Annotated in this window: 29 protein-coding genes; 12 read left to right on the plus strand and 17 right to left on the minus strand. The window is 62.7% G+C overall.

The window, feature by feature from the left end:
* Nucleotides 1-135: 135 nt before the first annotated feature.
* Complete coding sequence (locus V3587_RS00995; protein ID WP_007729643.1) at nt 136-714, minus strand: TetR/AcrR family transcriptional regulator; 579 nt, start codon at nt 712-714, stop codon at nt 136-138.
* A 34-nt stretch (nt 715-748) separates the two neighbouring features.
* Between V3587_RS00995 and V3587_RS01000 the strand changes: the two genes are divergently transcribed.
* Nucleotides 749-1,726, plus strand: coding sequence for a DMT family transporter (locus V3587_RS01000; RefSeq protein ID WP_283376023.1), 978 nt, complete (start codon nt 749-751; stop codon nt 1,724-1,726).
* On the opposite strand, the gene V3587_RS01005 is transcribed toward V3587_RS01000, so the two are convergent.
* The 6 genes from V3587_RS01005 to V3587_RS01030 all read right to left on the minus strand — a co-directional run bounded on the left by V3587_RS01005 (nt 1,713) and on the right by V3587_RS01030 (nt 5,176).
* Nucleotides 1,713-2,534 carry a tyrosine-protein phosphatase gene (locus tag V3587_RS01005; protein ID WP_235867873.1) on the minus strand — a complete coding sequence of 274 codons (822 nt, stop codon included), beginning with the start codon at nt 2,532-2,534 and terminating at the stop codon, nt 1,713-1,715. The genes V3587_RS01000 and V3587_RS01005 overlap by 14 nt on opposite strands.
* Before the next feature lie 38 nt (nt 2,535-2,572).
* Nucleotides 2,573-2,986, minus strand: a complete 414-nt coding sequence (locus V3587_RS01010; protein ID WP_020970904.1) for a phage holin family protein — start codon at nt 2,984-2,986, stop codon at nt 2,573-2,575.
* Between the two features lie 27 nt (nt 2,987-3,013).
* On the minus strand, nt 3,014-3,991 hold the full coding sequence (locus V3587_RS01015) for a DUF1214 domain-containing protein (RefSeq protein ID WP_193594906.1): 978 nt from the start codon (nt 3,989-3,991) through the stop codon (nt 3,014-3,016).
* A 66-nt stretch (nt 3,992-4,057) separates the two neighbouring features.
* Entirely contained in the window at nt 4,058-4,366 is a 309-nt protein-coding gene (locus V3587_RS01020; RefSeq protein ID WP_030537230.1) for an SHOCT domain-containing protein, read from the minus strand.
* 1 nt (nt 4,367) lies between these two features.
* Nucleotides 4,368-4,805, minus strand: coding sequence for a DUF6325 family protein (locus tag V3587_RS01025; RefSeq protein ID WP_030537229.1), 438 nt, complete (start codon nt 4,803-4,805; stop codon nt 4,368-4,370).
* Nucleotides 4,802-5,176, minus strand: a complete 375-nt coding sequence (locus V3587_RS01030) for a PLDc N-terminal domain-containing protein (protein WP_007729621.1) — start codon at nt 5,174-5,176, stop codon at nt 4,802-4,804. The genes V3587_RS01025 and V3587_RS01030 overlap by 4 nt, the downstream gene beginning before the upstream one ends.
* Before the next feature lie 171 nt (nt 5,177-5,347).
* On the opposite strand from V3587_RS01030, the gene V3587_RS01035 reads away from it, so the two are divergent.
* Nucleotides 5,348-6,883, plus strand: coding sequence for a helix-turn-helix transcriptional regulator (locus V3587_RS01035; RefSeq protein WP_283376024.1), 1,536 nt, complete (start codon nt 5,348-5,350; stop codon nt 6,881-6,883).
* Here V3587_RS01035 and V3587_RS01040 read toward each other — a convergent pair.
* Entirely contained in the window at nt 6,818-7,405 is a 588-nt protein-coding gene (locus V3587_RS01040) for a TetR/AcrR family transcriptional regulator (protein ID WP_030537226.1), read from the minus strand. The two genes, V3587_RS01035 and V3587_RS01040, sit on opposite strands and share 66 nt — an antisense overlap.
* A gap of 95 nt (nt 7,406-7,500) precedes the next feature.
* Between V3587_RS01040 and V3587_RS01045 the strand changes: the two genes are divergently transcribed.
* The 4 genes from V3587_RS01045 (at nt 7,501) to V3587_RS01060 (ending at nt 12,322) form a co-directional block, all read left to right on the plus strand.
* Nucleotides 7,501-9,279 (plus strand): ABC transporter ATP-binding protein, encoded by a 1,779-nt coding sequence (locus tag V3587_RS01045; RefSeq protein ID WP_230359110.1) that lies wholly within the window; start codon nt 7,501-7,503, stop codon nt 9,277-9,279.
* Nucleotides 9,280-9,354: 75 nt separating this feature from the next.
* Nucleotides 9,355-10,566, plus strand: coding sequence for an acyl-CoA dehydrogenase family protein (locus V3587_RS01050; protein ID WP_208690211.1), 1,212 nt, complete (start codon nt 9,355-9,357; stop codon nt 10,564-10,566).
* The gene (locus V3587_RS01055) at nt 10,563-11,588 is read left to right on the plus strand and encodes a phosphotransferase family protein (protein WP_283376025.1); all 1,026 of its coding nucleotides are present in this window, start codon (nt 10,563-10,565) and stop codon (nt 11,586-11,588) included. The genes V3587_RS01050 and V3587_RS01055 overlap by 4 nt, the downstream gene beginning before the upstream one ends.
* Nucleotides 11,585-12,322, plus strand: a complete 738-nt coding sequence (locus tag V3587_RS01060; protein ID WP_283376026.1) for an SDR family NAD(P)-dependent oxidoreductase — start codon at nt 11,585-11,587, stop codon at nt 12,320-12,322. Before V3587_RS01055 ends, V3587_RS01060 begins: the two co-directional genes overlap by 4 nt.
* A 4-nt stretch (nt 12,323-12,326) precedes the next feature.
* Here the strand turns inward: V3587_RS01060 and V3587_RS01065 are convergent, their stop codons facing one another.
* Complete coding sequence (locus V3587_RS01065) at nt 12,327-12,872, minus strand: hypothetical protein (protein ID WP_007729604.1); 546 nt, start codon at nt 12,870-12,872, stop codon at nt 12,327-12,329.
* A 144-nt stretch (nt 12,873-13,016) separates the two neighbouring features.
* Here V3587_RS01065 and V3587_RS01070 point away from each other — a divergent pair, with 144 nt between their 5' ends.
* Genes V3587_RS01070 through V3587_RS01085 form a run of 4 tightly spaced genes read left to right on the plus strand, consistent with a single transcriptional unit; the run spans nt 13,017 to nt 15,496 of the window.
* Entirely contained in the window at nt 13,017-13,517 is a 501-nt protein-coding gene (locus V3587_RS01070; RefSeq protein WP_003940613.1) for a methylated-DNA--[protein]-cysteine S-methyltransferase, read from the plus strand.
* On the plus strand, nt 13,504-14,058 hold the full coding sequence (locus V3587_RS01075) for an RNA polymerase sigma factor (RefSeq protein WP_020909250.1): 555 nt from the start codon (nt 13,504-13,506) through the stop codon (nt 14,056-14,058). The genes V3587_RS01070 and V3587_RS01075 overlap by 14 nt, the downstream gene beginning before the upstream one ends.
* Nucleotides 14,055-14,654 carry a methylated-DNA--[protein]-cysteine S-methyltransferase gene (locus V3587_RS01080; protein WP_007729599.1) on the plus strand — a complete coding sequence of 200 codons (600 nt, stop codon included), beginning with the start codon at nt 14,055-14,057 and terminating at the stop codon, nt 14,652-14,654. The genes V3587_RS01075 and V3587_RS01080 overlap by 4 nt, the downstream gene beginning before the upstream one ends.
* Nucleotides 14,651-15,496 (plus strand): DNA-3-methyladenine glycosylase family protein, encoded by an 846-nt coding sequence (locus V3587_RS01085; RefSeq protein WP_283376027.1) that lies wholly within the window; start codon nt 14,651-14,653, stop codon nt 15,494-15,496. Before V3587_RS01080 ends, V3587_RS01085 begins: the two co-directional genes overlap by 4 nt.
* Before the next feature lie 4 nt (nt 15,497-15,500).
* Here V3587_RS01085 and V3587_RS01090 read toward each other — a convergent pair whose 3' ends face one another.
* The 5 genes from V3587_RS01090 to V3587_RS01110 all read right to left on the minus strand — a co-directional run bounded on the left by V3587_RS01090 (nt 15,501) and on the right by V3587_RS01110 (nt 21,394).
* Nucleotides 15,501-17,726, minus strand: coding sequence for an MMPL family transporter (locus tag V3587_RS01090; RefSeq protein ID WP_064074236.1), 2,226 nt, complete (start codon nt 17,724-17,726; stop codon nt 15,501-15,503).
* Between the two features lie 102 nt (nt 17,727-17,828).
* Nucleotides 17,829-19,379: a bifunctional 3'-5' exonuclease/DNA polymerase gene (locus V3587_RS01095; protein WP_064074237.1), complete on the minus strand. Its 1,551-nt coding sequence runs from the start codon at nt 19,377-19,379 to the stop codon at nt 17,829-17,831.
* A gap of 46 nt (nt 19,380-19,425) precedes the next feature.
* Nucleotides 19,426-20,289: a biotin-dependent carboxyltransferase family protein gene (locus V3587_RS01100; RefSeq protein WP_042448604.1), complete on the minus strand. Its 864-nt coding sequence runs from the start codon at nt 20,287-20,289 to the stop codon at nt 19,426-19,428.
* Nucleotides 20,286-20,918 (minus strand): 5-oxoprolinase subunit B family protein, encoded by a 633-nt coding sequence (locus tag V3587_RS01105; RefSeq protein WP_003940006.1) that lies wholly within the window; start codon nt 20,916-20,918, stop codon nt 20,286-20,288. The genes V3587_RS01100 and V3587_RS01105 overlap by 4 nt, the downstream gene beginning before the upstream one ends.
* Complete coding sequence (locus tag V3587_RS01110; RefSeq protein ID WP_054188402.1) at nt 20,915-21,394, minus strand: MarR family winged helix-turn-helix transcriptional regulator; 480 nt, start codon at nt 21,392-21,394, stop codon at nt 20,915-20,917. The genes V3587_RS01105 and V3587_RS01110 overlap by 4 nt, the downstream gene beginning before the upstream one ends.
* A 74-nt stretch (nt 21,395-21,468) precedes the next feature.
* Here V3587_RS01110 and V3587_RS01115 point away from each other — a divergent pair, with 74 nt between their 5' ends.
* Complete coding sequence (locus tag V3587_RS01115) at nt 21,469-22,302, plus strand: alpha/beta fold hydrolase (protein ID WP_283376028.1); 834 nt, start codon at nt 21,469-21,471, stop codon at nt 22,300-22,302.
* A gap of 4 nt (nt 22,303-22,306) precedes the next feature.
* On the opposite strand, the gene V3587_RS01120 is transcribed toward V3587_RS01115, so the two are convergent.
* Nucleotides 22,307-22,750, minus strand: coding sequence for a hypothetical protein (locus V3587_RS01120; RefSeq protein WP_217017889.1), 444 nt, complete (start codon nt 22,748-22,750; stop codon nt 22,307-22,309).
* Nucleotides 22,751-22,799: 49 nt separating this feature from the next.
* On the opposite strand from V3587_RS01120, the gene V3587_RS01125 reads away from it, so the two are divergent.
* On the plus strand, nt 22,800-23,078 hold the full coding sequence (locus tag V3587_RS01125) for a hypothetical protein (RefSeq protein WP_054188399.1): 279 nt from the start codon (nt 22,800-22,802) through the stop codon (nt 23,076-23,078).
* Between the two features lie 118 nt (nt 23,079-23,196).
* On the opposite strand, the gene V3587_RS01130 is transcribed toward V3587_RS01125, so the two are convergent.
* Nucleotides 23,197-24,573, minus strand: coding sequence for an NAD-dependent succinate-semialdehyde dehydrogenase (locus V3587_RS01130; protein ID WP_065351444.1), 1,377 nt, complete (start codon nt 24,571-24,573; stop codon nt 23,197-23,199).
* Between the two features lie 99 nt (nt 24,574-24,672).
* A complete protein-coding gene (locus V3587_RS01135) occupies nt 24,673-25,986 on the minus strand; it encodes a YhgE/Pip domain-containing protein (RefSeq protein ID WP_007729572.1) in 1,314 nt (437 codons plus the stop codon).
* Nucleotides 25,987-26,021: the final 35 nt, after the last annotated feature.

Genomic DNA, 26,021 nt, shown 5'->3' on the forward strand with positions numbered 1-26,021 from the left:
GTGGGGGCGAAGCGGGTGGGGGAGTGACTGTGGGGGCGAAGCGGGTGGGGGAGTGACTGTGGGGGCGAAGCGGGTGGGGGAGTGACTGTGGGGGCGAAGCGGGTGGGGGAGTGACTGTGGGGGCAACTGCGCGAATCAGTCTGAATTTTTGAGCAATTCGAGCGCCGCGTCCCGGCCGGCGCCGAAGGGGTCGGTGCCGATACCGATCCCGTCTGCGACGAGGGCACCTTCGTGAAGCAGCATGATTGCCTCGACGAGACGTTCGTCGGCTAGTCCGTCCGTCGCCAGAATGCGCCGGAAAAGGTCTGACATCTCCCGCTTTTGTTCGGCGATGACAGCGAACACCGGATGTGAGTGATCGCTGAACTCGGCGTGCGCGTTGATCATGCTGCACCCTTTGCCTCCGCTCGCCTTGGACCAGGAGGCGGAAGCGTCGAATACCGCACTCAACTGTTCGGCGCGGCTAGCTCCGGCTGATGCGAGCTTCTCGTCGCGAAAGATTCGCCACCGCCGATCTCGAGCCCTCAGGTATTCAACGACGAGACCGTCTTTCGAGCCGAACCGTTCGTACAAAGTCTTCTTCGTGACCCCGGCGTCCAGTGCGACGGTATCCACGCCTACGGCATGAATCCCCTTTTCGTAGAACAGCTTCGACGCAGACTCCAGAATGCGACGCGCTTTCGGAGTCAATTCGGGTGTGGATTCCTCTGCCATGGACAAAAGTATACCGATCTGTATAGTCGGGCTCATGAGTAAACAGATCGGTATACCTCGGATCGTGACCTCGAGATCTGCCGTGACGGCTACCTTGTCGGTCCTGTTCGTCGCGTGCTGGAGTTCGGGATTCATCGGGGCCAAACTCGGCGCTGGCAGTGCCGAGGTCCCCACGCTGCTGATGTGGCGTTTTCTCCCGCTCGCGGTGGTACTGCTCCCGATTGTCTGGTTCTCCGCCCGGCGCCAGAACACGATGCCGACACCACGGGCTCTCGGCAGGCAGGTGGTGATCGGGATGCTCTCCCAGAGTGGCTACCTGTTGTCGGTGTACTGGGCAGTCGATCTCGGCGTGAACACCGGAACAACCGCACTGATCGACGGTATTCAGCCGCTGGTGGCTGCCGCGCTGCTCGGTCCGGTCCTCGGTGTCGCAGTCCCGCGTATGCAGTGGGTCGGGTTGGCGATCGGAATGGGCGGCGTCGTGATGGTCACGGCAGCCGATGCCGGGGCCGGTACATCGGCGCCGTGGTGGGCGTACGCGATTCCGTTCCTGGGGATGCTCAGCCTGGTTGCATCCACCTTCGTCCAGCAAGGCGCTCCCACGTCCACACCGCCACTGCAGGCTTTGGTCATCCACTGCTCAACCAGCGCAATAGTTTTCACAACTCTGGCGATCGTCTCGGATGCTGCCGTACCGCCGAGTGTCAGCACATTCTGGATCGCGTTGCTCTGGTTGATCGTGTTGTCCACCTTCGGTGGTTACGGGCTGTACTGGCTGTTGCTCCTCCGCATCGGCATTACGTCCGTCAACACCCTGATGTTCTTGATCGCCCCCGTCACCGCGGTCTGGGGCGCACTGATGTTCGGAGAATCCTTCACTCCGTTCACCGCGCTCGGCTTGGCGGTGGGCATCGTCGCCGTCGTCGTGGTCACCCGGGTCGGCAATCGCCCGAAGAAGCAGGACGAGGGCACGGATTCCTGCCCGCCGAGAGCTTCGATCACGTCGCGCTGATGAAGGCCGATCGGGATGTGAACCGCTCGCGGAGCGCGGTGAGTTGCTCTGCGGTGAGCTTCAGTCCGTTGATTGCGTAGTCCTCGACGGTGCCGAAGTGCGTGCGCATTTCGTCGAGAGCTGCGTCGAAATAGCTGTCACGGACTCCGAGGAGGGGTCGTAGCACTTCTGCGTCAACGCCTTTGCTCGCGGCGAAGTCGAGGATCGGTTCTGTCATGGGAGCCAGATCGGTGTTCGTCTCCAGGTAGTCGGCGCGTACATCGGCTTCGTCGGCCCCGAGGAGGAGTAGGAAAGAGGTCGCGGCCCACCCGGTTCGATCCTTGCCGGTGGTGCAGTGGAAAAGTGCTGCCCCGGTGCGTTTTTCGTCGATGAGGTCGAGGTAGAACGTGCGATAGGCGTCGAGAGCGGACGGCAGGCTGACGAAGTTGCGGTTGGCTTCCTCCATCTGTGCGATCCCACGTCCATCGCTGATGGTCTCGGCGTATGCGACCGGGTCCGTCATGAGTAGTCCAGTGGCCGCGGCGTTTTGGGCATTGTCGGCAAGTACGTCGAGCCAGACTGTGCGCGTCGAGTCAGGGAGATTGTCGAGTGCGCCGTCGCGCTCGGCGGCGGTCCTCAGGTCGTATACCGTCCGGACGTCCAAGTCGGCGACCGCGGCAAGGTCGTCGCCGTCGAGTTTCGCCAGAGTCGCCGAACGATAGAGCGCGCCCGCGCGGACGGTGCCGTCCGCAACAGGAATGCCACCGAGGTCCCGGAAGTTCGGAGCGGACTTCAGGAGAACGCGGCGATCGAGCGGGTGAGTTGGCATGGCTGACTCCTTGTGGGTTCCGTTTCCGAACTGATCATTCATGCCTTCTGCACACTGCGCACGAGCTTTTCGGCATTGCGTCTCTTGATCCACTTGTCGATGACGAGAGCCATGAAGATCCACCCGCCCAATGCCGTGATCACCCACACGATGATCGGGGCGAGGATCCAGGACCCGACGCCGCTGATCTCGATACCGTCGGGGACCAGGGTCGCAACCCAGAGCGCGAGCAGTGTGGCGACCAAGCCGACACCACCCGCGAGCGGAGCCGCGTAGTGCAGTGCCACGCTGAGCACGAATGGGCCGAGGATCATGTGTGCGAGGGTGAATACACCGATAGCGGCCAAGAAGCCGTTCACGCTCAGGCTGACCCCGGGAAGAGCAAAATGCACGACGATCAGCGCGATCGCGCCGAGAACACATTGCGAAATGAGCTGAAATAACAGACGCATGGCTTGTACCTCCGTGATCAGGTCGAGTCACCCGAGAGTGGTGTGTGCGTGGGGAACGCTTTGCTGCAGGGCTTCGGGACGAGGCGCCGTCCAGGTGCCGTCGAGCACGGAGGGACGGGGGCGGTACAGGCGCAGTACGTAGTTCCACCCGGGCATGATGGGCAGTGCGTTCGCGACGCCGTCGAGATGGACCCCGAAGCGAATGGTGGTGCTGCCGTCGGAGTCTGGGGTGGCCGTGAGGCTGTTGATGCTGTTGACGCCCAGAGCGTTCTCTTCGAAGTATCCGGCCGCGTTGTACAGCGAGACCGACCAGAACGCATCCACGGGAACATCGTTCAGGCGGAGACGGTATTCCCCGACCGGGAGACGTTCGTCGAAGTTGACGTAGGTGGCCTCGTACTCGGGAAGGCCACCCCAGCCGGATGCGGTACCGAGCAGGTGCCTGATCGGATCGACTTCCGCAGCGGTACCGAATGAATGGTCGTACGTGGTGATGCCACGCGCGAGTGCGAGGAGTGCGTCGCGGGTCTCGGTCTGCGATTGCTCGTCGTAGTCGGGCAACGGGAACTCTCCCGTTCCGCCGCCGTCGATGTTGAGGGCGTCTTGCAACCGGTTCACCTCGGCGACGTCTTCGGGGCTGTTCGGATCGACGAGGATGCGCACGATCAGTGCGGCGTAGTCGGTCCCGACCAATTCACGCGTGAGCAGGTGCTCTCCCGGGTCGCGCAGGATGACGGGACCGAAGTGATCTTGACTGACCACCCACACGGAGATGTAGCGCTTGCCGGTATCGGGCACCGTGATCGTGACGTTCTCGCGCACGTCGATGATCGCGCTGCTGTACAGAGTGTCGCGGTTCTGGCGGATGATCGGCTGGTTGTCGAGTGACCCGAGATCACGAGTGTGGTTCCACGTGCCCAGGCCGACGCCCGCGGCCAGGCGAGCGAACATGAGATCGGATTCTGCCCGATTGAAGTTCAGGACGTTGACGGCGATCGTGGACATAGCGGGTTCCATTCGGTGTCGGGTATGGAAGCGAGAGCGGGAATCCCTCGCCTCTGTCGGGGTGAATCAGCCGAGCAGTCGCGCTTTGGCGGCTTGGAACTCGGCCTCACTCAGCAGGCCTTGTGATTTGAGGTCGCCGAGTTTCTGCAACTCGGTGACGAGATCGACCGGGGCCGCGGGTGCGGGTGTGGGCATCGGGAGTGCGGCATGCTGCTGGGCGAATTCGTACTGCGCCTGCTCGTAGTCGGCCTGAGCTCTCCTTTGCCGGCGGGTGGCCATACCGTCGCTGACGGCGGTCGCGGTACCGGTGACGACCGCGGTGCGGGCGGCGAGGCCCAGTAGTCCGGGGCGGCCTCGTCTCGGGATGTACGGCATGTCAGACCTCCAATTCCGGGATGATCGTGTCCATGAGGGCATTGACGACGGGTGCGGGTATCCGCTCATAACCCAGTAGCACCGCGCCTGACGCCGCGGTGCGGGCGGCGAGCTCACGCTGATAGACCAGCTCGAGCGCGACCAGCAGCGCTGCAGCGCCGGTGGGAATGGCTGCCGCGAGTTCGGTGATGTCCTCATGCCCGAGCAGACCGGACGCGCCGAGCATCTCGACGTTGATCTCGAAGCCGTTCGGCAACTCCTCGACTTCGATGAGGGTGAGTTCACCGTCCTCGGACTTGGAGATGACGATCAGATCGAGCAGCCGCACCAGGCCGGTATCCGTAAGGTCGGTCAAGGCGGAGAGCGCGGCCGGGTCGAGGCTCTGCCCAGGCAGGCCGAGAAGGTAGAAGTCGACGGGGCCGAAACGCGCGGCACTCACGAGAGGACCTTCAGCTTGAGTGCGGCGAACTCGTCCTCGCTGATCGCTCCGGCTTCGAGCAGTGCTGCGGCTGCGGCGATCTCCTCGCTGGGGCTCTTCCCCGCGACCTCGCGGATATACGATTCGGCGGCCTTCTCGGCGTCGCGTGCGGCCTTGTTGCTGCGTTCCGTCATCCCTTCGCCGCGGGCGACGAGATAGACGAGGGCGGTCAGGATCGGTAGGAAGAGCAGGAAGAACACCCAAACGGCCTTCAACCAGCCGTTCAGCTTGTGGTCGCGGAACAGGTCGGCGATGATCGCGAACAGCGCGAAGAGATATCCGATGAAGACGGTCGCCCACAGCATCCAGCCGAGGCTTTCCCAGAAGCTCATGTGTCTTATCCGTTTCGTGTAAGGCCTGCGCACACGGTATTCCGCTGACTCACGCATTTCGGTTGATTCCGGCAATTCTCACCGGTATCGGCGGGCTTCGATCGCGGCCTAATCCGAAGCGGATGAGACCGGATTTCCACGGACATCGAACGTCTCGAGTATCTTCGACACATGATCGAAGCCGTGCGTGACGCACTCGCCTCTGGTGAGGCGGAGCAGGCTCGACGAGTCCTGCGGAAAAACTGGCTTCGTTTGATTCTCGAATCTCACACCAGGGAACTCGAGCAGCTCTGCCTTGCTCATCCCGATCCCCACGATCCGCACATCCTGCTGATACGGGCGTGCTGCCGCGATCTCAGCGGTGATCCGTACGGCGCTGAGTTTCTCCGCGGGCAGGGTCTGCGGGTGGCGTCCGACGATTTTGTCGTCTGCTTCACCGACCTGCTGCTCGCTCCGGACACCTCGACCAAGGCCGTCATCGCCGATCGCGCTCGCCACGCGCTCGCCCAGTGTGAGCCCGAGGATGATTACCCGTCCGCGCTCTTCCTCCTCGGGTGGACCGAGATCAGGCTTCGTCGTGACCTTCCTCGTGCCATCGCGCTACTTCGCTCGGCCGGCGACGAGGCGCAGTTGCAGTCGCGTACGGAGACGTTGCGTCTCGCACAATCCAATTTGGCTTTCGCGCTCACCCACGCAGGGATATTCACCGAAGCCGAACAGATCCTCGACGGCCTTCCTGCTCGAGAGGTGGCGTCCGACTGGGAACGCTTCGAAGGCGGTCTCCCACAGTCGAATCGAGGGTGCATCGCCTACTGGCGTGGTGACTTCGAGGAGGCGATCGCTCAGTTCGACTCGATCATCGAGGAGGGCAGTCCCGGAACCAACTTCGAGGAGCTCGCCCGTCTGTACCTGGTAATGAGCCTGATCGCTCTGAACCGGGAAGACCGGTACCACAACGCCGCTCGTCTGCTGCGAGGCGTGAGCACTGCGGACAAGCACGGCATTCCTTGGGATACGCTGCGGCGCGTCACCACGGCCTGGCTCGCCCACGCTCAAGGACAGGACGAGCAAGCTCGCCGCATCGCAATGCCCACGCTGACCAGAACAGGTGCTGCGGTCGCTCACGCGCTTCTCGCGGAGCTCTACCGAGTCATGGGGGATCCGGAACCGTCGGCTCAAGCGCTTCGCTTGGCAACCTCGGCCGCGCTGCCGCGATATGCGCTGGTGAGCACCCTTGTCACGTCTGCCGCCCTGAGCTCCGTCGCCGGGCGTGGACCGCAGGCGCACGAGCAGTTGGATCGTGCGCTGGCGGAAGCAATCCCCGAGCGGATTCTCGCCCCATTTCTGAGCGGCGATCCGGTAATCGTCGATCTGTTGAACGCGCACGCAACACAGGGGTCGAGACACCAGGAGCTCCTGCGCACGATTCTGGAAAAACGGGGCCAGCTCTCTGCCAAACTCGCCGGAGTCCTGACGGAACGTGAGAAAGAGATCCTCACTTTTCTGCGAACTACGATGACTGCAGACGAGATCGCTGCGCACCTCGGCATCGCCTATCCCACTGTGAAGACTCACATTCGCTCGATCTACCGCAAACTAGGCGTGACCAAACGGCGTGCCGCTGTTCAAGCAGCCGACAACCTAGACCGCGGGATCGGGGGCGATTCCGCGGCGGAGGCTGCGAACCGTCAGGTCCAAGGCTTGTAGGCGCGTCCCGGAACCACGGTTCACGTAGTCCATCGACGTGTAGAGCAGTGACCACAGCAGGTTCTGCACCCAGTCCGAACCCATGTCGGGGTCGATGGAACCGTCGGAGTGTCCGCGCTCGATGGCATCGGTGACTGAGTCGTCGTTCGACGCGGACTCGGCAAACGAATCTTCTTGATACACACCGGGAGTGAAGAACAGGACCGTCAAGAGGTCGGCCAGTTCGAAGTATTCATGGCACAGGCGAACCAGCGCTTCGGCTCCCGTACCCTCGCCGAGTCGAGCTGCTGCTGCTGCCTCTCCGACGGCGCGGGTGGCCTCGGCCGCGACTGCGTCGACCAGGTCTGACCGTTCGGGAAAGTAGCGGTGCAAAGTGGTCCGGCCGACCTTTGCGGCCGAAGCGATCTCGCTGAGGGTCGCAGCAGGCTTGGATGCGAACACCGAAACGGCAGCATCGAGGATGGCCTTCCGTGTGCGCTCGCGGGTCGCGCTTTGTTCTGGTGCGCTGTGGATCGTTGTCACGAATCCGAAGCGTAGCCGTGTCCGGTTTCGGTATCCAGTGTTTCCGAATCGGAATTTCTCTTGCCCTTTATGGAACATTCGTGTTCCATAAATTCATGCTTGAATCCGACGCTTCTCAGCCCGCACCGAAATGGAGCAATCTCCGCGTCCTCTCGGAGTTCGCTCGACCGCATCTGCCGTCGCTCCTTCTCGGATTGGTACTGGCGCTGTGCGGCTCGGCGGCGACGCTGGCAACGCCGATGGTCACCAAGTGGGTTCTCGACACCCTCGATACCGGTGCGTCGCTGAAAGGACCTATCCTCACGCTCGTCGTCCTTCTGATCGTCGGTGCAGTGCTCGGTTGTGCTCAGTGGATCGTTCTCGGAACCGCCGCCGAGAAAGTTGTCTTCGACGCCAGGTCGTCGCTGGTGAGGCGATTCCTCGCTGCGACGGTGCCGGCGCTGCAATCGCGATCCGTGGGTGAATTGGTCACCCGGGTCACGTCTGACACCTTGTTGCTGCGGGAGGCTGCGTCGTCGGCCGCGGTGAATATTCTGAACGCAGCCGCGTTGACCATCGGAACGATTGTTCTGATGGGCGTACTGGATCTGCCGTTGTTGGGCGTCACCATGGTGGCAATCGTGTTCGCCTCCATACTCTTTGCCGTTCTGATGCCTCGGATTTCCGCAGCGGAAGCGCGAACCCAGGAATCGCTCGGTCAGCTCGGCGGCGTTCTCGAGGGTGGCTTGCGTGCGATCCGGACGGTCAAGGTTTCCCTCGCCGAGGATCGCGTCGGGGCTCTGGTGACGAACAATGCGTCCGATGCGAAAAAGCATGCGATCACGGCGGTGCGAGTGTCGGCAACCGCGTGGACTGTCGCGTGGACCGCCATTCAAGGATCGATCATTGCCATCCTGGGCTTCGGTGCCTGGCGAGTCGCCGACGGCGAAATGGCAGTCTCGACGCTCATCGCGTTTTTGCTCTACGCCTTCACCCTGATGGGGCCGGTGTCGGAGCTTGCGCAGAACGTGACCTCCGTTCAGTCGGGAATCGCGGCAGCTATCCGGATTCGCGAGATGCAGTCGTTGCCCACCGAGCAGTACGACGAGGTCGTGGACGTGGTCGCGAAAACGAGCGCTGCCGCGCCGCTGATCGAGTTGCGCGACGTCACCGTGAGCTACCACGGATCGAACCAGCCGGCGTTGCGCGATGTCTCGCTGGTCATTCCGACGCGTGGGCACATGGCCATCGTCGGCCCGTCGGGCGCAGGAAAGACGACCTTGCTCTCGACCGTGCTGCGATTTGTCGAACCGCGATCGGGTGAGGTTCTCCTGCATGGAGTCGGTTACGACGCGCTCGATCACCGCGCTGTGCGCGAGAGTCTCGCATACGTGGAGCAGGAGACACCGGTGGTGCCCGGAACGATTCGGGAGAACGTCGTCTTCAGCCATCCCGATGCGACGGACGAAGAAGTCCAGGCCGTTCTGCGCTTGCTCCGGCTCGACGACGCGATCGAGGCCCTGCCCAACGGACTCGACACCGCTCTGACGGCCACTTCGCTGTCGGGCGGCCAACGTCAGCGGATCGCGATGGCGCGCGCAGTTCTGCGGCCGAGTGCTTTGCTTCTGCTCGACGAAGCCACTGCCCAGGTCGACACGCTCACCGAAGCCGCGATTGTCGACGCGATCAACGAACGTGCGCGCACCGGGGCCGTGGTGACTATCGCTCACCGGCTCTCGACGGTGCGTGACGCCGACTGGATCGTGGTCATGGAAGACGGTCGGATCCGGAACATCGGCAACCATGACGAGCTCATGGACAAGGACGATCTGTACCGCGACATGGTGGTTGCCGGCCGGCTCGATCAGGGCGAGGCAATGCTCGAGGATTGTTGACCCGACGCGTCGGCGTGTGCGAGAGTGCTGATACCGAGCGATCGCTCGGTCGGGATGTTCTTTCGGAGGTGGCTGGTGGCAATCGATCTGACGTACGCGCCCGAGGTGGTGGCGCTGATCGAGAAGACGCGCGACTTCACGCGCAACGTAGTGCTCCCCATCGAAGACGAACACGCCGGTGACATCGCCGTCGCGGGTGGCGATGCCATCCGCATCGAGATGCAGGCGGCAGCAAAAGAAGCCGGTGTCTTCGCCCCGCATGCACCGATCGAGTACGGCGGACACGGACTCAACATGAGTGATCGCGCGCCGGTCTTCGAGGAAGCCGGCTACTCCCTCTTCGGGCCGACGGCGCTCAACATCGCGGCGCCGGACGAGGGCAACGTTCACATGCTGGCCCACGTGGCGAACGAAGCACAGAAGCAGCAGTTCCTCGCGCCGCTCGCAAGCGGGGACATGCGGTCGGCATTCGCCATGACCGAACCCGCGCCCGGAGCGGGATCCGATCCCTCGGCTTTGAACACCCGCGCCGAAAAAGTCCCCGGTGGCTGGAAGATCAACGGTAAGAAATGGTTCATCACCGGCGCCGACGGCGCCGGGTTCTTCATCATCATGGCGCGCACGTCCGGCGAGCCCGGGCAGCGCGGCGGAGCGACCATGTTCCTGGCGCCGACGGACACTCCCGGCCTGGTAGTGGGTCGACACATCGACACCCTCGACAAGGCCATGATCGGTGGGCACTGCGAGGTCACGTTCGAGGATCTCTTCGTACCCGACGAGGCCGTTCTCGGTGAGGTCGATCAAGGTTTCGCCTACGCGCAGGTTCGCCTCGGTCCCGCCCGCATGACGCACGTGATGCGCTGGCTCGGTGCAGCGCGCCGCGGCCACGACGTCGCCGTGGCCAGAGTTGCCGAACGAGAAGGCTTCGGCTCGAAACTCGGTGATCTCGGAATGATCCAGAAGATGGTCGCCGACAACGAGATCGACATCGCAGCCAGCCGCGCACTTCTGGTGCAGGCCTGCTTCGAACTCGATCAGGGCGGGCACGCGAGCAACGCGACGTCCATCGCCAAGACCTACGCTGCCGAGGCGATCTTCCGGATCGTGGACCGCTCCATTCAGATGTGTGGCGGAATGGGCGTGTCCGGCGATCTGCCGCTGGCACGCTTGTCCCGCGAAGTGCGTCCCTTCCGCGTCTACGACGGCCCGTCCGAGGTTCATCGCTGGGCAATTGCGAAACGTGTTGTCGGAGCTGCGAAGCGCGCTGCTCGGGAGGAGTCGAAGTGACGGACTTTCCAGGACTCGATCTCGCGGCGCTCCACAAGTATCTGCAAGCCGCAGGCGTCGAGGTGAGCGGTGAGTTGCGAGCCGAACTGATTTCAGGCGGCAAATCCAATCTCACCTACGGAATCTTCGACGACAACTCGAAGTGGATTCTCCGTCGTCCACCCACGGCCGGCCTCACGCCGTCGGCGCACGACGTTGCGCGTGAGTTCCGAATCACCTCGGCGTTGCAGAACACCGCCGTGCCGGTCGCGCCGACCGTCGTGCTGTGCGAGGACGCCTCGGTGATGGGTGCGTCGTTCACGGTGGTCGAGTTCGTCACCGGTCAAGTGATCCGGACCAAAACCGAGTTGGAAGCTGTTCCGGCAGAGCTGGTCACGCAGTGCACCGACGAGTTGGTGCGTGTTCTCGCTGCCCTGCACGACGTCGACTACAACGCAGTGGGTCTCGGCGAACTCGGCCGACCCGACGGTTACGTAGCCCGCCAGGTGAAGTTGTGGGCCGGTCAATGGTCACGCGTCAAGACCGAGGACTCGGCCGATGTGGACAGGTTGGCGTCGAGCCTCGCGGAATTGATTCCGGCGGAATCGGCTTCGTCGATCGTGCACGGCGACTACCGGATCGACAACACGATTCTCGCGGCGAACGACGTCACCAAGGTTGCCGCAGTGGTGGACTGGGAACTGTCGACGCTGGGAGATCCGCTGGCGGACATCGCGATGATGTGCGTCTATCGGCATCCCGCGCTGGATCTGGTTCTGGGTGAGCCTGCCGCGTGGACGAGCCCGTCGCTACCGTCCGTTGTCGATCTGGCGCAACGGTATTCGTCCGTTTCGGGTCGAGAGCTGGCGCACTGGAACTTCTACATGGCGCTCGGGTTCTTCAAACTCGCAGTCGTGGCGCAGGGCATCGATCACCGATACCGAGCAGGCGCCACCGTCGGTGGGGGATTCGACAAGGCTGGATCTTCTGTGCCGGAACTGATCTCGGCCGGACTCAATGCACTGCAAGGGAAATTCGAATGACTCGATCAGCACTGGTCACCGGCGCCTCCAAGGGAATCGGGCTCGGCATCGCAACACGCTTGGCTTCGCAGGGGTACGGGCTGACCATCACGGCGCGTGATGCCGAACGGCTCGCCGTTGTCGCCGAAGAACTTACGCGCGCCGGATCGCCGGACGTCGTCGTCTCGGCCGGCGACATGGCGGACGAGAACTTCGCCGCAGCACTCGTCGCCACGCACGGCGAGCGGTTCGGCTCCATGCGAGCCCTCGTCCTCAACGCCGGAGTGGGAACCAGTGGGCGAGTGGCTGACTACCCCATGCGACGTTTCGACAAGACCGTTGCCGTCAATCTCCGGACACCGTTCGCACTATTGCAAGCGTCGCTGCCGCTCCTGCGTACAGCGGCGGACGCGGACCTCGCCGGCGGAGCAAAGGTGATCGCTCTCGCCTCGATGGCCGGTGTGTATGCCGAGAGCGGTCTGGCCGTCTACGGAGCCACCAAAGCTGCACTCATTTCGATGGTCGAAGCACTCAACGCCGAGGAATCCGGAAACGGCGTCAGTGCGACGGCCATCGCTCCCGGTTACGTCGATACCGACATGTCGGCGTGGACGCACGATCGGATCACACCGGACACCATGATCAAGGTCGACGACATCGTGGAGTTGGTGGACGGTCTGCTCAAGCTCTCGTCTCGAGCGGTAGTTCCGAAGGTCGTCATGACGCGTGCTGGGACCAACGGCTACTCCGCCTGAAATTTCAATCCAGCTTGGCTTCGCCCCGCTTGCGAAAGAAGTGAAAGCCGGGCACTCCGACGATCGCCTGCCGCAGGTCCTTGACCACTCCGAGGAGTTCGTGGATCTCGGGCGAGACGGAGTCCAAGGTTCCGAGGATGGGCAACACCGCGGCCACCCGGTCGGTGAGCTCCGGTAGTTGGTCGATCAGCTTGATCGCGGCGCTGACCTCTGCCTCGGAAAGGTCGTCGGCGAACCTGGCAGCCAGCGGCGCGAGCTGTAGGGCGATGGGCTCGTAGATCTCGAGGAGTTGTCCCGCGATGTCCGAGGTCTGCTCGACGGCCTCGACCAGCGTCTCAGCGCGAACGGTCACGGCGGCGGCTCCGATGACGACGCGGTCGGCGTTGTCGGCGATCTGGTTGATGCGTGCCACCAACCTCTCGACCGAGAAGAGGAGCGCCTCGAGTCGAGTGGGCAGGGTGACCGCAAAAGCGACCGTGGACAGGGACCAGTGCACCACGTCGCCGACGGAGCGGACGACGGTGGAGCTGCCGGGCAAAACTAGAGCCATCCCTCGATACTGCCTGATGTGACGTCAAAGTACAGGTAAATCTCACATTCACGAGGCCAGCGGCGTCTTCGAGGTGTCGGTGCCGGCGCGGACAATCAATTCACCCGCTGCCTGCCGCACCGCGCAACCTGGAAGGATCGAGACATGACGGCTATCCGTACGCACACTGTGATCGACTCGCCGATCGGAGCGTTGACGCTGGTAGCAGCAGGTGACGACCTCTGCGGTCTGTACATGGCGGAGCATCGCCACAAGCCGGACGAGTCCACGTTCGGTGATCGTTCCTCGGCGGTCTTCGGTGAAGTCGAATCGCAGCTCACCGAGTACTTCGAGGGTGATCGCACGGAGTTCTCCGTGCCGCTGGCGCCCGTGGGTACCGAGTTCCAGAAGCGGGTGTGGGATACCTTGCGAACGATCCCGTACGGCGAAACCTGGACCTACATGGAGCTCGCGCAAACTTTGGGTAACCCGCTTGCGATCCGTGCTGCCGCCGCGGCAAACGGCAAGAATCCGATCAGCATCATCGTTCCCTGTCATCGCGTGGTCGGTAGCGACGGAAGTCTGACCGGTTTCGCCGGCGGCCTCGAACGCAAGCGGTTCCTACTCGACCGCGAGCACGGCGGCGAATCGGATGTCCTCTTCTGATGCGCTCGGCTCACAATTCGGTGATCGGGAACGTCTACCGATCGTGAGACTCAAACCGTTCGAAGACGTCGTGACCGAATACGGTGCAGTGGTCCTCCGTGTCTGCCGCGCGGTGGTCGGTCCCGTCGACGCCGAGGACGCGTGGTCCGAGACGTTCATCGCAGCGATGCGGGCATATCCGGATCTGAATCCGGACGCGAACATCGAAGCCTGGCTGGTGACCATCGCGCACCGCAAGGCAATCGACATCACCCGAGTGCGCGCCCGCGTGGCCGTGCCGACAGACGAGGTTCCGGAGTTGCCGACGCGAATCGGCGTACCCGGAACGTGGGATCACGAACTCTGGGACGCACTCGAACAGCTACCGCTCAAACAACGTGCGGCAGTCGCCTATCACTTTCTGGGTGGGCTGCCGTACGCAGAGATCGCGGACATCCTCGGCAACACCCCGGCGGCCGCCAGACGCGCGGGTGCCGACGGTATCGCCACACTACGAAGAACCTACTTGTCCGCTACCGCTGCGGAAGGGAGTCACTCATGAGTAACGATGTGTTCGAGGCGCTTCCAGCCGTTGACGCCGACGCCATGATCCGCCTACGGGCGCGCCTGGCTGCTCAGGCGTCCGAAGCTGAATTGATCGACGTGGCATATCGAACCGTCGATTCGCCGGTCGGAAAGCTGCTCCTGGCGGCGACCGATGTCGGCCTGGTGCGGGTTGCCTTTGCCGTCGAAGGGCACGACCTCGTTCTGGAACGTTTGGCGGACACCGTCAGCCCCCGTGTGCTTCATTACCCGCGCAGGCTGGACACTGTCGCTCGCGAGTTGGACGAGTACTTTGCCGGTGCGCGTCGAGAATTCGATCTGCGCTTGGACTTCCAACTCGCGAAGGGGTTCCGACGCGAAGTGTTGCGTCATCTCCCCGAGATCGAATACGGCCACACTGCAAGCTATTCGGTGGTCGCAGCAGCGTCGGGAAGCCCGCGTGCGGTGCGTGCCGTCGGGACCGCATGTGCAAAGAATCCGCTGCCGTTGGTGGTCCCGTGTCACCGCGTGGTGCGCAGCGACGGCAGCCTCGGGCAGTACGCCGGCGGCCCCGAACTGAAAGCGATTCTGCTGGATCTGGAAGCCGGCCGGTGAGCGCAGTGACGCTGCGCTTTCAGGCGCCCTATGCAGTCGAACCGCTCACCGGTGCCTTGCGGGCTCACTGCGTCGCAGGCCTCGAGCGTCACGACGACGGTGTTCACACCAGAGTCATACCGTTGCCTTCCGGCCCGGTAGTTGTGTCGGTGTCGTGGACAGACGACGGTGTCGTCGTGGATTCCGATGTGCCAGCGGGGGATTCCGCAGTGCTGGAGGTGATCGTGCGTCGTTGGCTCGACCTCGACGCCGATCACACTGCTGTCGAAGCAGCGTTCGGTAGCGATGAGTTGTTGGCCCCACTCGTTGCCGCCCGTCCAGGATTGCGGGTGCTCGGCTCGGTGGACGGTTTCGAGACCGCAGTGCTCACCGTTCTGGGGCAACAGGTTTCGCTCGCCGCAGCGAGGACGTTCGGTGGTCGTTTTGTCAGCGCATTCGGAGCGCCGGTGGAAGGGGAGTTTCTTGCCTTCCCTGATCCGGACGCGGTTGCAGCGCAATCGCCGGAGGACATACAGAGAGCCGTCGGATTGACCACAATGCGCGCAAGAACAGTGCACACGTTGGCAACTGCGGCAGCGAACGGTCTCGATCTCTCCTGGGATGCGGATCCTGTCCAATTTCGGCGAGAGTTGTTGGCGCTACCGGGAATCGGACCGTGGACCGCTGACTATCTCACTGTTCGAATTCTCGGTGATCGCGACGCCTTCGTGCCCGATGATCTGGTGTTGAAGCGAGCGTTGGGGGTTTCGTCGGGCAAAGAAGCCTCAGCGTTGTCCGAGCGCTGGCGACCCTGGCGAGCGTACGCACTCTTTCATCTGTGGACAAAGGAAGCGTTTCTGTAGTCGGTCAGTCTTTCGCGCGGGCCAGTTCGGACGGCCACCAAATACGTTTCCCGATGTCGTGAGAGAGTGCCGGCACCAGGACGCTGCGCACGATGATCGTATCGAGCAGCACGCCGAAGGCCACGGCAAATCCGATCTCGGCGAGGAAGACCAGTGGCAGGATGCCCAGTACGGCAAATGTTGCGGCCAAGACGATTCCGGCTGACGTGATCACACCGCCCGTCACCGCAAGACCGCGCAGTACACCTGCACGGGTGCCGAATTCTCCGGTCTCCTCCCGGACTCTGGTCATCAGGAAGATGTTGTAGTCGATACCCAGTGCGACGAGGAAGACGAAGGCGAACAGCGGGAACGATTGATCCGCCCCGGCGAACCCGAATACGTGTGTGAAGAAGAATCCGCTCACACCGAGGGTCGCCGCGAAGGAAAGCACCACGGTGACAATGAGAATCACCGGGATAAGCAGAGCGCGGAGCAAAGCGGCCAGAACCAGGAAGATCACCACCAACACGATCGGGATGATCAGGTTTCTGTCGCGGACCGAGGCGGCCTGGACATCAAGGGTGGTGGCCGTGCTGCCCCCGACGAGCGCGTCGGCGCCGGGCACGTCGTGGACGGCAGTCCGCAGTCGCTTGACAGTTTCGAGTGCCTGCGGCGAATCGTAGGAGTCGGCGAGGGTTGCATTGATCATGGTTCGGCCGTCGATCGGTGCAACGGTGAAAGCCGCAGGGGCGCAACCCGCAGCGGCGGCTTGTGCGACGGCAGCGGGGTTGGTCTTGATCAAATCGCTGACCTTTGCGACGTCCACCTGGGTGCAGACGGCGCCGGGATCCTGCGAGATACCTTCGACGCCGCTGGCTGCTTTGATGACGGCGTCGGCCTGGTCGGCGTTTGCGGTGATCACGGCCGGTGCGCCCGCTCCGGGATCGAACTTCGAGTCGTAGAGTTCCTGTCCGACAACGGCGTCGGGACGATTGGTGAAGCTTTCGGTAGACGTCAGGCCATCGGTTTTGAGACTGCCGATCCCGGCCGCGAACAGGATGATCAACAACACTGTGGCGCCGATCCACAGTGGGCGGTCCTTGCTACCGACGGCCTCGGCGATCTTGCCCCACATCCCGTGCGTCGTAAGGTCTGCGGCGTGATCGACCTTGGGCTTGCGCGGCCAGAAGACCCACCGTCCGGTGGCGGCCAGAGCGACCGGCATGAACGTCATCATCACCAGATAGGTGCAGGCGATCCCGATGGCGGCGACGGGTCCGAGGCTCTTGTTGGAGTTGAGTTGAGAGAACGTCAGGCAAAGCAGACCGAGAATCACGGTGACAGCCGAAGCGGTGATGGCCGGCGCAGACTCGCGCCAGGCCTTGATCATCGCGTCGAAGCGGTTGGGATACGTGTGCAGTTCTTCGCGATAGCGAGAGATCAAGAGTAGGGCGTAGTCGGTACCGGCACCGATCACCAACACGAAAAGGATGCCTTGAGATTGTCCGGTCAGAGTGAGTAATTCGGCTTTCGCGAGAAAATAGATCACCATCGACGACAAGCCGATGGCGAGGAGCGCGGAGAACAGCGGGAAGAACCACAACACCGGCGATCGGTACACGACAAGCAGGATGAGGATCACGACCAGGAGTGCCGCGCCAAGGAGCGCTCCGTCCAGACCGGCAAAGGCGTCGATGAACGCAACGAGTAGCCCACCTGGCCCGGCTGGGAGTACCTCGACATCACCAGCTGCTTGTTTTGCTGCGTCGATGACGTTCTGCTCGGTGGTCGCCAGGACATCACCTGCCACGGATGTGTCTCCGTCCTTGGCGACGAGTGGCACGAAGATCGACGCAGTTGTGCCGTCGGCGGAGTACTGAGTGGGCTGCATACCGTCGGCGTCTACTCCGGAGATGCCGGCAATGGCGCCGTAGGCCGAGTTGATTGCAGATTTGTCCGCCTCGGTGAGGGCCGAATCTCTATGGAACAGAACAAATCCAGGGATCGTCTCGACTGCGAGGAAGTTCGCGGATTGGTTGCTGACGATTGTCGATTCGGCGGAACTCGGGAGGTACGAGGCGTTGTCGTTCTTTTGAACCTCGGCGAGTTTGCCCTGGAAAGAACCGCCGAATCCGCCTGCGACGAAGGCAAAGATTGCAAGCGCGATCACGGTGAAGATCGGCACGCGAAGGCGTTTGACCGTTCCGCGCTCGTTCCGTTCTGCATCAGTTGTATCCAGCTTGGTCATGGTTCTCCTCGAACACAGTCGACCAGCACCAACAAAGCAACGTTTTCCAGTAGAACACGCAATACGGGCGTGGTGGAACCACTTGGAGTGGAATTGACGACGCTACGAAGTGCCTTTGCCGTAAGTCTCGCGGGCTGCGACGTCCATAGGAAAACGAACGACTGTGTCGCCGAACAACAATCGAGTTGCCGAAGCCGCGGCGGCCAGCACGTGGGCGGCACCTGACTCGGGGTTTCGGGTATGCACGACCACTTCGTCGTGCTGGAAGAAGACCAACTCGCCGTCCGGATCTTCGGCGAGGCGGCGCCTGAGGTCGGCGAGCAGGCACAACGCCCACTCGGACGCAGTGGCCTGAACGACGAAGTTTCGCGTGAAACGACCGCGGGCATGAGCGTCGCCGTGGGAGTAGAAGTCGGGAGACGGTGGGGGACAGGCCCGGCCGAGCAGTGACTTCACCACCTCGCCGCGCTCACCTGCCTTGGCAGCTTGCTCGACGTACTCGACGGCGACCGGGAATCGCTTCCGCAACAAGACGAGCAGTGCTTTGGCTTCACCCGCCGTCGCCCCGTACAGGACTCCGAGGATTGCGACCTTGGCTTTTGCGCGATCCCCGCCGAAGGCTTCTGCACCGACAAGTGCGTACAGATCGTCGTCGCCGGCGGCGGCCATCATGCGGCGGTCGCCGGACATGGCGGCCAGAATTCGGGGCTCGAGCTGACCGGCGTCGGCGACGACGAACACGTGGCCCGGATCGGCGACGACGCTCGAGCGCATGGTCTTCGGAATCTGGAGGGCCCCGCCGCCTCGACTCGCCCACCTGCCGGACACGACACCACCAGGAACGTAGATCGGACGGAATCGATCTCCCCGCACCCAACTGTCCATCCACTGCCACCCGTTGGTGCTGTACAGCTTGGCGAGTTCGCGATGACGAAGGAGTAGCGGCACAGCCGGATGATCGATCTCCTGCAGAAACCACTTGCGCGTCGACGGAAGTTCGATGCCCTGACGACCGAACGCCTCGGTGATCTCCACCGAAGACGAAGGATTGACGGTGCGCCCGAAGACCTCACTGATCTGTGCGGCAAGTTCCTGCATACGAGCGGGGAGGTCGTATCCCGTCGGCCGCGGCCCCAGCCGTTCTTCGAGGAGTTCGCGATGCTTCTGCGTCGAGAACGGAAGGCCCGTGTGCGTCATCTCGGCGGCGCTGAGAGCGCCGGCCGATTCTGCTGCGATCAACAAGTCCAGTCGAGCGTCCGCGCCGATGGTTGCGCGCTGCTCGGCGAATTCGGTGACGACGGCGAGGGGATCGAGAACGGGTGCAGTGTCGAAGAGTCCGAGTCGATCGTCGTCGAACTCCTCGGCGGGCGGTGACGGTTTGCCGGCGCGCATTCCGAGTATCGCGCGGGTCAGGGAGATGTCGTGGCACCGCTGAACCCGTACGCCTGCCCGCAGTAGAGGTGGGTACACGGTCGCCGTACTCGGCCACACCCACCGCGGGTGCTCGGCTTCCTCGATGGTGCGTACCGCTGCGATCAGGTCGGGGTATTCGACGGGATCGGCGAGCGGCGTTCCAGCGGGATCGGTCCGTAGGACAGTTGCCGTCACAGCTCCCGTGGACGTCGTACTACCGGGGACCAGGACAACTCGCACGACATCAGTGTGACGGCTGGGTCCGACACGCTATCGCTCGGCGTGCTCAGGCCCTGACGAACCGGATGTGTTGACCCGGGCGGGCTTGGCCGAGTCGGTCGATATCTGCGTCCGCGACCACTCCCACCACCGGATAGCCGCCGGTGATGGGGTGATCGGCGAGGAACACGACAGGTTGGCCGCTGGGTGGGACCTGGATCGATCCGAGTGCCACGCCTTCGGTGGGCAGTTCGGTGTCGTCTGTTCTTCGAAGTAGTTCGTCGGCGCCGACGCGATCGACGCGTGCGCCGATTCGGTCCGAGTCGGTCGAGATCGCCCATCGGCCCTGGAGGAGTGTTTCGGGGTTGGTGAATCGATCTGCGCGAGGACCGAACACCACTCGAATGGCGAGAGTCTCGTTTGCCATCGGCGGCACCGGTGCGAGGTCGACGGCTGAGAACGTGGTCGGCGATGGCCCGATCGGGAGAAAAACACCAGGCTCGAGAGGCGCCGGACCGATCCCGGACATCGTGTCGGTGCTGCGCGATCCCAGGATCTCGGGAACCACAATGCCGCCTCGGACGGTCAGATACGTCCGCAGTCCACTCGGTGCGTAGTCCAGGCGGACGGTCTGCCCAGCCCGCAGATCGATCACGCTCGAATGCCCGACCGGAATGCCGTCGCGGTAGGCCTGTGCAGGCGCACCGGTGAACGCGATCGTTGTCGGTTGCTGCGCCCGAAGACTCAGCCCACCCAGGAGGACCTCGACACCGGCTGCGCCCTCGTTGTTGCCGACGAGCCGATTGCCAAGCCTGAGAGATCGACTGTCTGCCGCACCGGAAACCCCGACACCCGAGCGAAGATGACCTATCCGTCCGAGGTCCTGGATCAGGCTCAGCGGCCCGGTGTCGAGTATCTCCAGACCGTTCATCGTTGTTCCTCGTTCACGAAGCGCACGCGTCTGCCGGGCTGAACGGTGGCCGGTGGTGTGGCGTTCAGATCCCACATCACGGCATCGGTGCTCCCGATGATCTGCCAGCCACCCGGTGATGCACGCGGGTAGACCGCGCTGTATCCAGCGGCCAGGGCGACGGAACCGGCAGGCACAGCGGTTCGTGATTGCGTTCGACGCGGAACGTCGAGCCGAGTGTCGCCTGAAGTCAGGTAGGCGAAGCCGGGTGCGAATCCGATGAAGGCGCAACGCCACATTGCCCCGGTGTGGGCCGCAACCACCTCGGATCGGCTCATACCAAGTGACTGTGCGACGTCGTCGAGGTCGGGCCCGTCGTACCTGACGGCGATGGTGAGTGCATCCGTCTCGAAATGCTCGTCTGTGGTCGCGGCAGAATCGGTCTGCTCGAGATCGTTCAAGCGCTTCCGGACGTACGTGAGATCTGCCGCCGGGGTGCACGTGACCAGGACCGTGCGAGCTGCGGGGAGGAAGTCTTCGACCCCGACCGGGGTGTTACGCGTCAGTGCTTCGGTGAACGCTAGAACGCCAGCTTCGGAATCGAAGTCCACGAGCAATGCGCGTTCTCCCGCGGGAAGTATGCGAGTCACCGGGAGGGCTCCCTATCGACTCGAGTCCGCTCCACGTCCGCTCGCATCGCGGCGATGAAACTCGCGATGGTGGCTCGCTCTGTGGCGGTAAAATTGCCGAGGGTGCTCACCGCCCGTGAAATGAGTGGGCCGAAGTAACTCTCGCCCAGAGTGACCGCCGATGGTGTGACCTGCAAGAGCACCCGCCTGCGGTCTGCTGAGTCTCGCTCCCGAGCTACGTGGCCCGCTTTGACCATCCGGTCGACGAGCGCGGTCACCGACGCCGAGTTGATACCCAGCTGTGCGCCGAGCCAGCCTGGTGTCGCCGGTGCGTCCGAGCGCTCGGCATCGAGAAGGCAGATCAACGCGCGCACGTCGGTGGAGTGCATTTTGTACTTGTTCGCAAAGCCGGAAACCGCCACGTTCAAGTCGACGGTAAGTGCGCGAAGCGAGTGGACGATCGCCATCGCTTCGTCTTCTGCATCGCCGACGCTCAAGGATGCCTCCAGCCCTGGTGTGTTGTCTCTTGATTGTCTACTATCTCGATAACCGAGAGAAATGGGGGTGGGGGATGGACTTCAATCGCGCATACGACGCTGTACTGACCAAATGGCCGCAGAAACCGCTGGGTGTGGATCTCGCGGGGCGGTTCGGTAGCACTCACGTGAACGTCTGTGGACCTGCAGACTCGCGGCCGTTGCTCCTTCTGCCCGGGGGAGGTGCCACTTCGACGGTGTGGTTCGACAACGTTGGGGCGCTGTCGAAATCCCGGCGTGTTTTTGCCGTCGACACGCTGGGTGATGCCGGACTCAGCATTCCGAATGGTGATCGGATGAAGTCCGTCGACGATCTGATCGAGTGGATGGACTCGATAGTCGATTGCACCGGGGTCGACACCGTCGATGTGATCGGACATTCCTACGGCGCGATGATTGCGTTGGCCTTTGCGCTGCATCGACCTGATCGTCTCGGCAAACTTGTTCTGCTCGACCCTAATTCGAGTTTCTCCGGCATGAAGGCGGGCTACCTTCTGCGTGCGCTTCCGCTGTTGCTCTCCCCGTCGCGAGCACGCCGACGGCGACTGTTGGAATGGGAGACAGGCGAGTTGAGTATCGACTCCGACTGGCTGTCTCTTGTGGAAGTGGGCACTTCGGATCTACCGCGACCCGATCTCGTAGTGCCTCGACGTCCGTCGACGGAGGCCTTGAGCGCACTGGATGTCGAGTTGCTGGTGGTCCTCGCACAAGACGGACGGGTGCATGATGCGGAAATCGTGTCGAAGTCAGTGCGGGAGAGGGTTCCCGCAGCGCGTGTCGAGGTGCTGAAAGCTTCTTCGCATCACAGCATTCCGATGGTTCCCGCCGATGAAGTCAACCGGGTGCTCGTCGACTTCTTGGAGGGCTAGCGGATCAGGGTGCGACGACGCACCCCGGACCGATCGGTGTCGCCGGATTGACATCGACCGTTGTGACCGGCCCGCCCGCGGACGTCTGGTAGGCCATCAGAGAGTGTTCGCCCGGTGCAGTCGGAGTCCACAGCGTGACGGCGTGGCCGAGTACGACCGGCAAGGTGAAGTAGGGATTGACGGTGTCCCAGATCAGTTCCTGCGGGAACATGGTCGACGCTCGGTTCATGTCGACAATCGAGACGTTCGGCTCGTTCAACGCTGCTGTCCTGGCAACCACCAGATACGTGCAGCCCGCTCCGTACGGCGTCGTCGACCCGCTGCTGAGACCCGGAAGGATCGTGACGTCGACTACGTCCGCGGACGCTGAAGTCGCGGAACAGATGGCTGCACTCGCGCAGAGGGCAGCGGCGATTACGGTAGTTCGAGCGATTCGTGAAAGTGTCATACCAGCAGGTCGGTTTTATCTGGGTGGGTGTTACAGGCAGACTGACCGGATGCGCGCACTTCACGTTCTGCTGGCCGGCTTCGGCTTCCTGCTGGGGTTCCTGATTATTGTTGTCTCCGGCCTGATCGAGTGGGCCTCCTTCGCCTCCCGAACCGATTTCGCCTTCGTCGGTGACTCCGCCGTGTCGGTTGGTGTTTCCAACGAGGCGATCTACACCGCCGTCGCTGCTCCACTGGTGGGTGCGCTGATGGGCTGGCTGTCAGCTGTCATCGCGACGAGGTTCGGGTGGAGCCTCACTCGTGGGAGTGTCACTCTGGCAAGCGAGTGACCAGGCAGCGGACCCGCTTGCTGGTCCGTGGGTTATGAGGAAAGGCCCCGACCTCCATCGAGGTCAGGGCCTTCCTTTGCGCCGAGCTACTTCTGTGTCGAGCTACTTCTGTGTCGAGCTACTTCTTCGAGACGCGGAGCAGCTTCTTGTTGACGAACTCGTCCATTCCCCACGGACCCAGCTCGCGGCCGACTCCGGAGCGCTTGACTCCGCCGAAGGGCAGACCGGGCAACGTCGTTCCGTGCTCGTTGACGAACGCCATTCCCACGTCGAGATCTGCAGCGACCGACCGGGCGGAATCGAGATCGCTGCTCCAGACGGATCCGCTCAGACCGTAGACCGACGAATTGGCAAGTTCCACAGCCTCGCTGGCCGACTTGACCTTGTAGACGACTCCGGCAGGTCCGAACAGTTCTTCGCTGTAGGCCCGCATGTCCGGTGTCACGTCTGCGAGCAATGTCGGTTGAACGTAGGCGCCCGGGCCGTCGATCTTCTTTCCACCGGTCAGCAGCGTGGCACCCTTGGACACAGCGTCGTCGATCTGCTCGATCAGAGTGTCTGCCGCGCCCTGCGAAGAGAGCGGACCCAAGACTGTGGATTCGTCCAACGGGTCACCGGCAGTGACGGATTCGAAGGACGTCGCCAACTTGTCGGTGAAGTCGTCGTAGAAATCTTCGGTGACGATGAAACGCTTGGCCGCGTTGCAGGCCTGGCCGGCATTGGACAGACGTGCCTTGGTTGCGGACTTGACGGTGGCATCCATGTCGTCGGAATCGAGGACGATGAACACGTCTGATCCGCCGAGTTCGAGGACGACCTTCTTGAGATTGCGTCCGGCAGTTTCGGCGACGCTGGTTCCGGCGCGTTCGCTGCCGGTCAGTGACACACCTTGAACTCGGGGATCGGCGATCATGTCCGCGATCTGCTCGTTGGTCGCGAAGACGTTGACGTAGGCGTCGTCCGGCAATCCGGCTTGTCGCAGAATCTCTTCCATCAGCAGCGCCGACTGCGGACAGTTCGATGCGTGCTTGAGAATGATCGTGTTACCGAGCATCAGATTCGGTGCCGCGAAGCGGGCGACCTGGTAGTACGGGAAGTTCCACGGCATGACGCCGATGAGAGCGCCGATCGGTCGCCGGTACACAACCGACTCCTCGGCCCCGGGAACGTCGAGTCGTTCTTCCTCGAGCAGTGCCGGACCGTGGTCTGCATACCACTGATAGATCGCGGCCGAGAGTTGTACTTCGCCCTTGGCCTCGCGGACCGGCTTACCCATCTCCAAGGAGATCATTCGGGCCAGTTCGTCTGCGCGCTCTGTGTACAGTTCGGCGGTCTTGCTCAGGACTGCCGCACGCTGCTGTGGCGCACTGTTGCGCCAGGTCAAGTAGCCGCGATGCGTGTTCGCAAGTGCGGCTTCAACTCCGGCGTCATCCAAAGTATCGAATTCCCTGACGGTTTCACCTGTCGCGGGATTGACTGTTTTGTAATTAGCCATAGTTGTACAACGTGCGGAAGGGGCTCGAAGATTCCCGAAACGCGCAATCACATTGAATCGGCTCAACAGGTTTCGATCAAATCCCGGCTGGGTACCATGTCACGCCACCTTGGGACGATGGGTGCGCTCGTAGCCCTTGCGGTCGTAGAAACGGGTGGTCACGATGCCGAGTACGACGCCGATCAGTAGACCCACCAACGTCATCCAGACGGCATGCAGCAGGCCTGCCTCACCGCGTGCGCCGAAGAACAGGATCGATCGCGTGCCCATGTAGATCTGGTGCATCGGCTCGAATTGCGCCAGCCAGGCATACAACCTGGGGCTGGCTTCGAGGGGGATGGTGCCACCGGACGAGGGCAGCGCGAGAATGACGAACACGAACAGGTTGATCAACATGCCCAACGAGCCGAACGCGGCCATCACCGACATCGCCGTGATGCCCACCGCTGTGATGACCAGCGCGCCGTACTCCCACAATGCAAGCCCGTGAGTGACCGGCATTCCGAGGGCGCGACTGATCCACTGGAACAACGCGGAGACTATGCCGGACAACACGATCATGAATGCCCATTTGACGAGCAGCGTTCGAAACCTGTTGATACCCACAACGTCGTTCTGAACGAAGAGTGGACCGAATTCGGTAGGCGCGTATCCGAGCATGCCGTCCACCAAGGAATTGACCACGGTTGCTCCGGTGAATCCCGCAAGGACCAACAGCAGCGCGAAATAGAATGCCACCAAACCGAATCCGGTTCCGTCGGGAAGCGGATCGTGGGCAACCGTGAGTACGTTCACCGGGTTTTCGAGCAGCAGGCGGCTCGCTCCGGAGATCTGGGTTCCGGTGCCTCCCGCTTCCAACTGCGCGGTGACAAGGGCGGTGAGTTGCTCGCCCATGTTCTTGTTGACCGAGGCGAGGGCTGTGGTTCCGATCGACTGGACCAGCGATGCCGAGACGGAACCGGCGCGAGGATTGGTGTAGATCGTGATGATCGGTTGCTCTACGTCACCGGCGACGACGCTGGCCTCCGCCAGGATGATCGTCCTCTTCGTGAAATCACTGGGAATCACGATCGCGCCGTACAGCGTGCCGGAGTTCAACCGCGATTGGGCTTCGGCGATACCGATCTGCTGCAGGTCGATCTTCTGGTGGTCGATTCCGCTTTCGAGGCCGGCGACGATGTCGTTTCCGAAGTTCTTGCGGTCGGCGGGGTCGCCACCGGGGAGGGTGTCGCCCTCGTCCTGGTTGACCAGGGCGATCGGGAACTGGTCCAGGTGTTTCTTGGGGTCGAGTATCCCGCCCATGTACAACGCTGCCAGCGCAGACATCAAGAGGGTGACCACTATCAATGGTGTCAACCAGAATCGTGGTGTGTGCATGACGGTGCGGGCAGACGGCTCCGTGTTCTTGCTCATCGTCAGTCGACCGGCTTTCGTTCGCGCGGAGTTCC

This window comes from Rhodococcus sp. IEGM 1306, assembly GCF_036541985.1.
In the GTDB taxonomy this organism is placed as follows: Bacteria; Actinomycetota; Actinomycetes; order Mycobacteriales; family Mycobacteriaceae; genus Rhodococcus_F; species Rhodococcus_F qingshengii.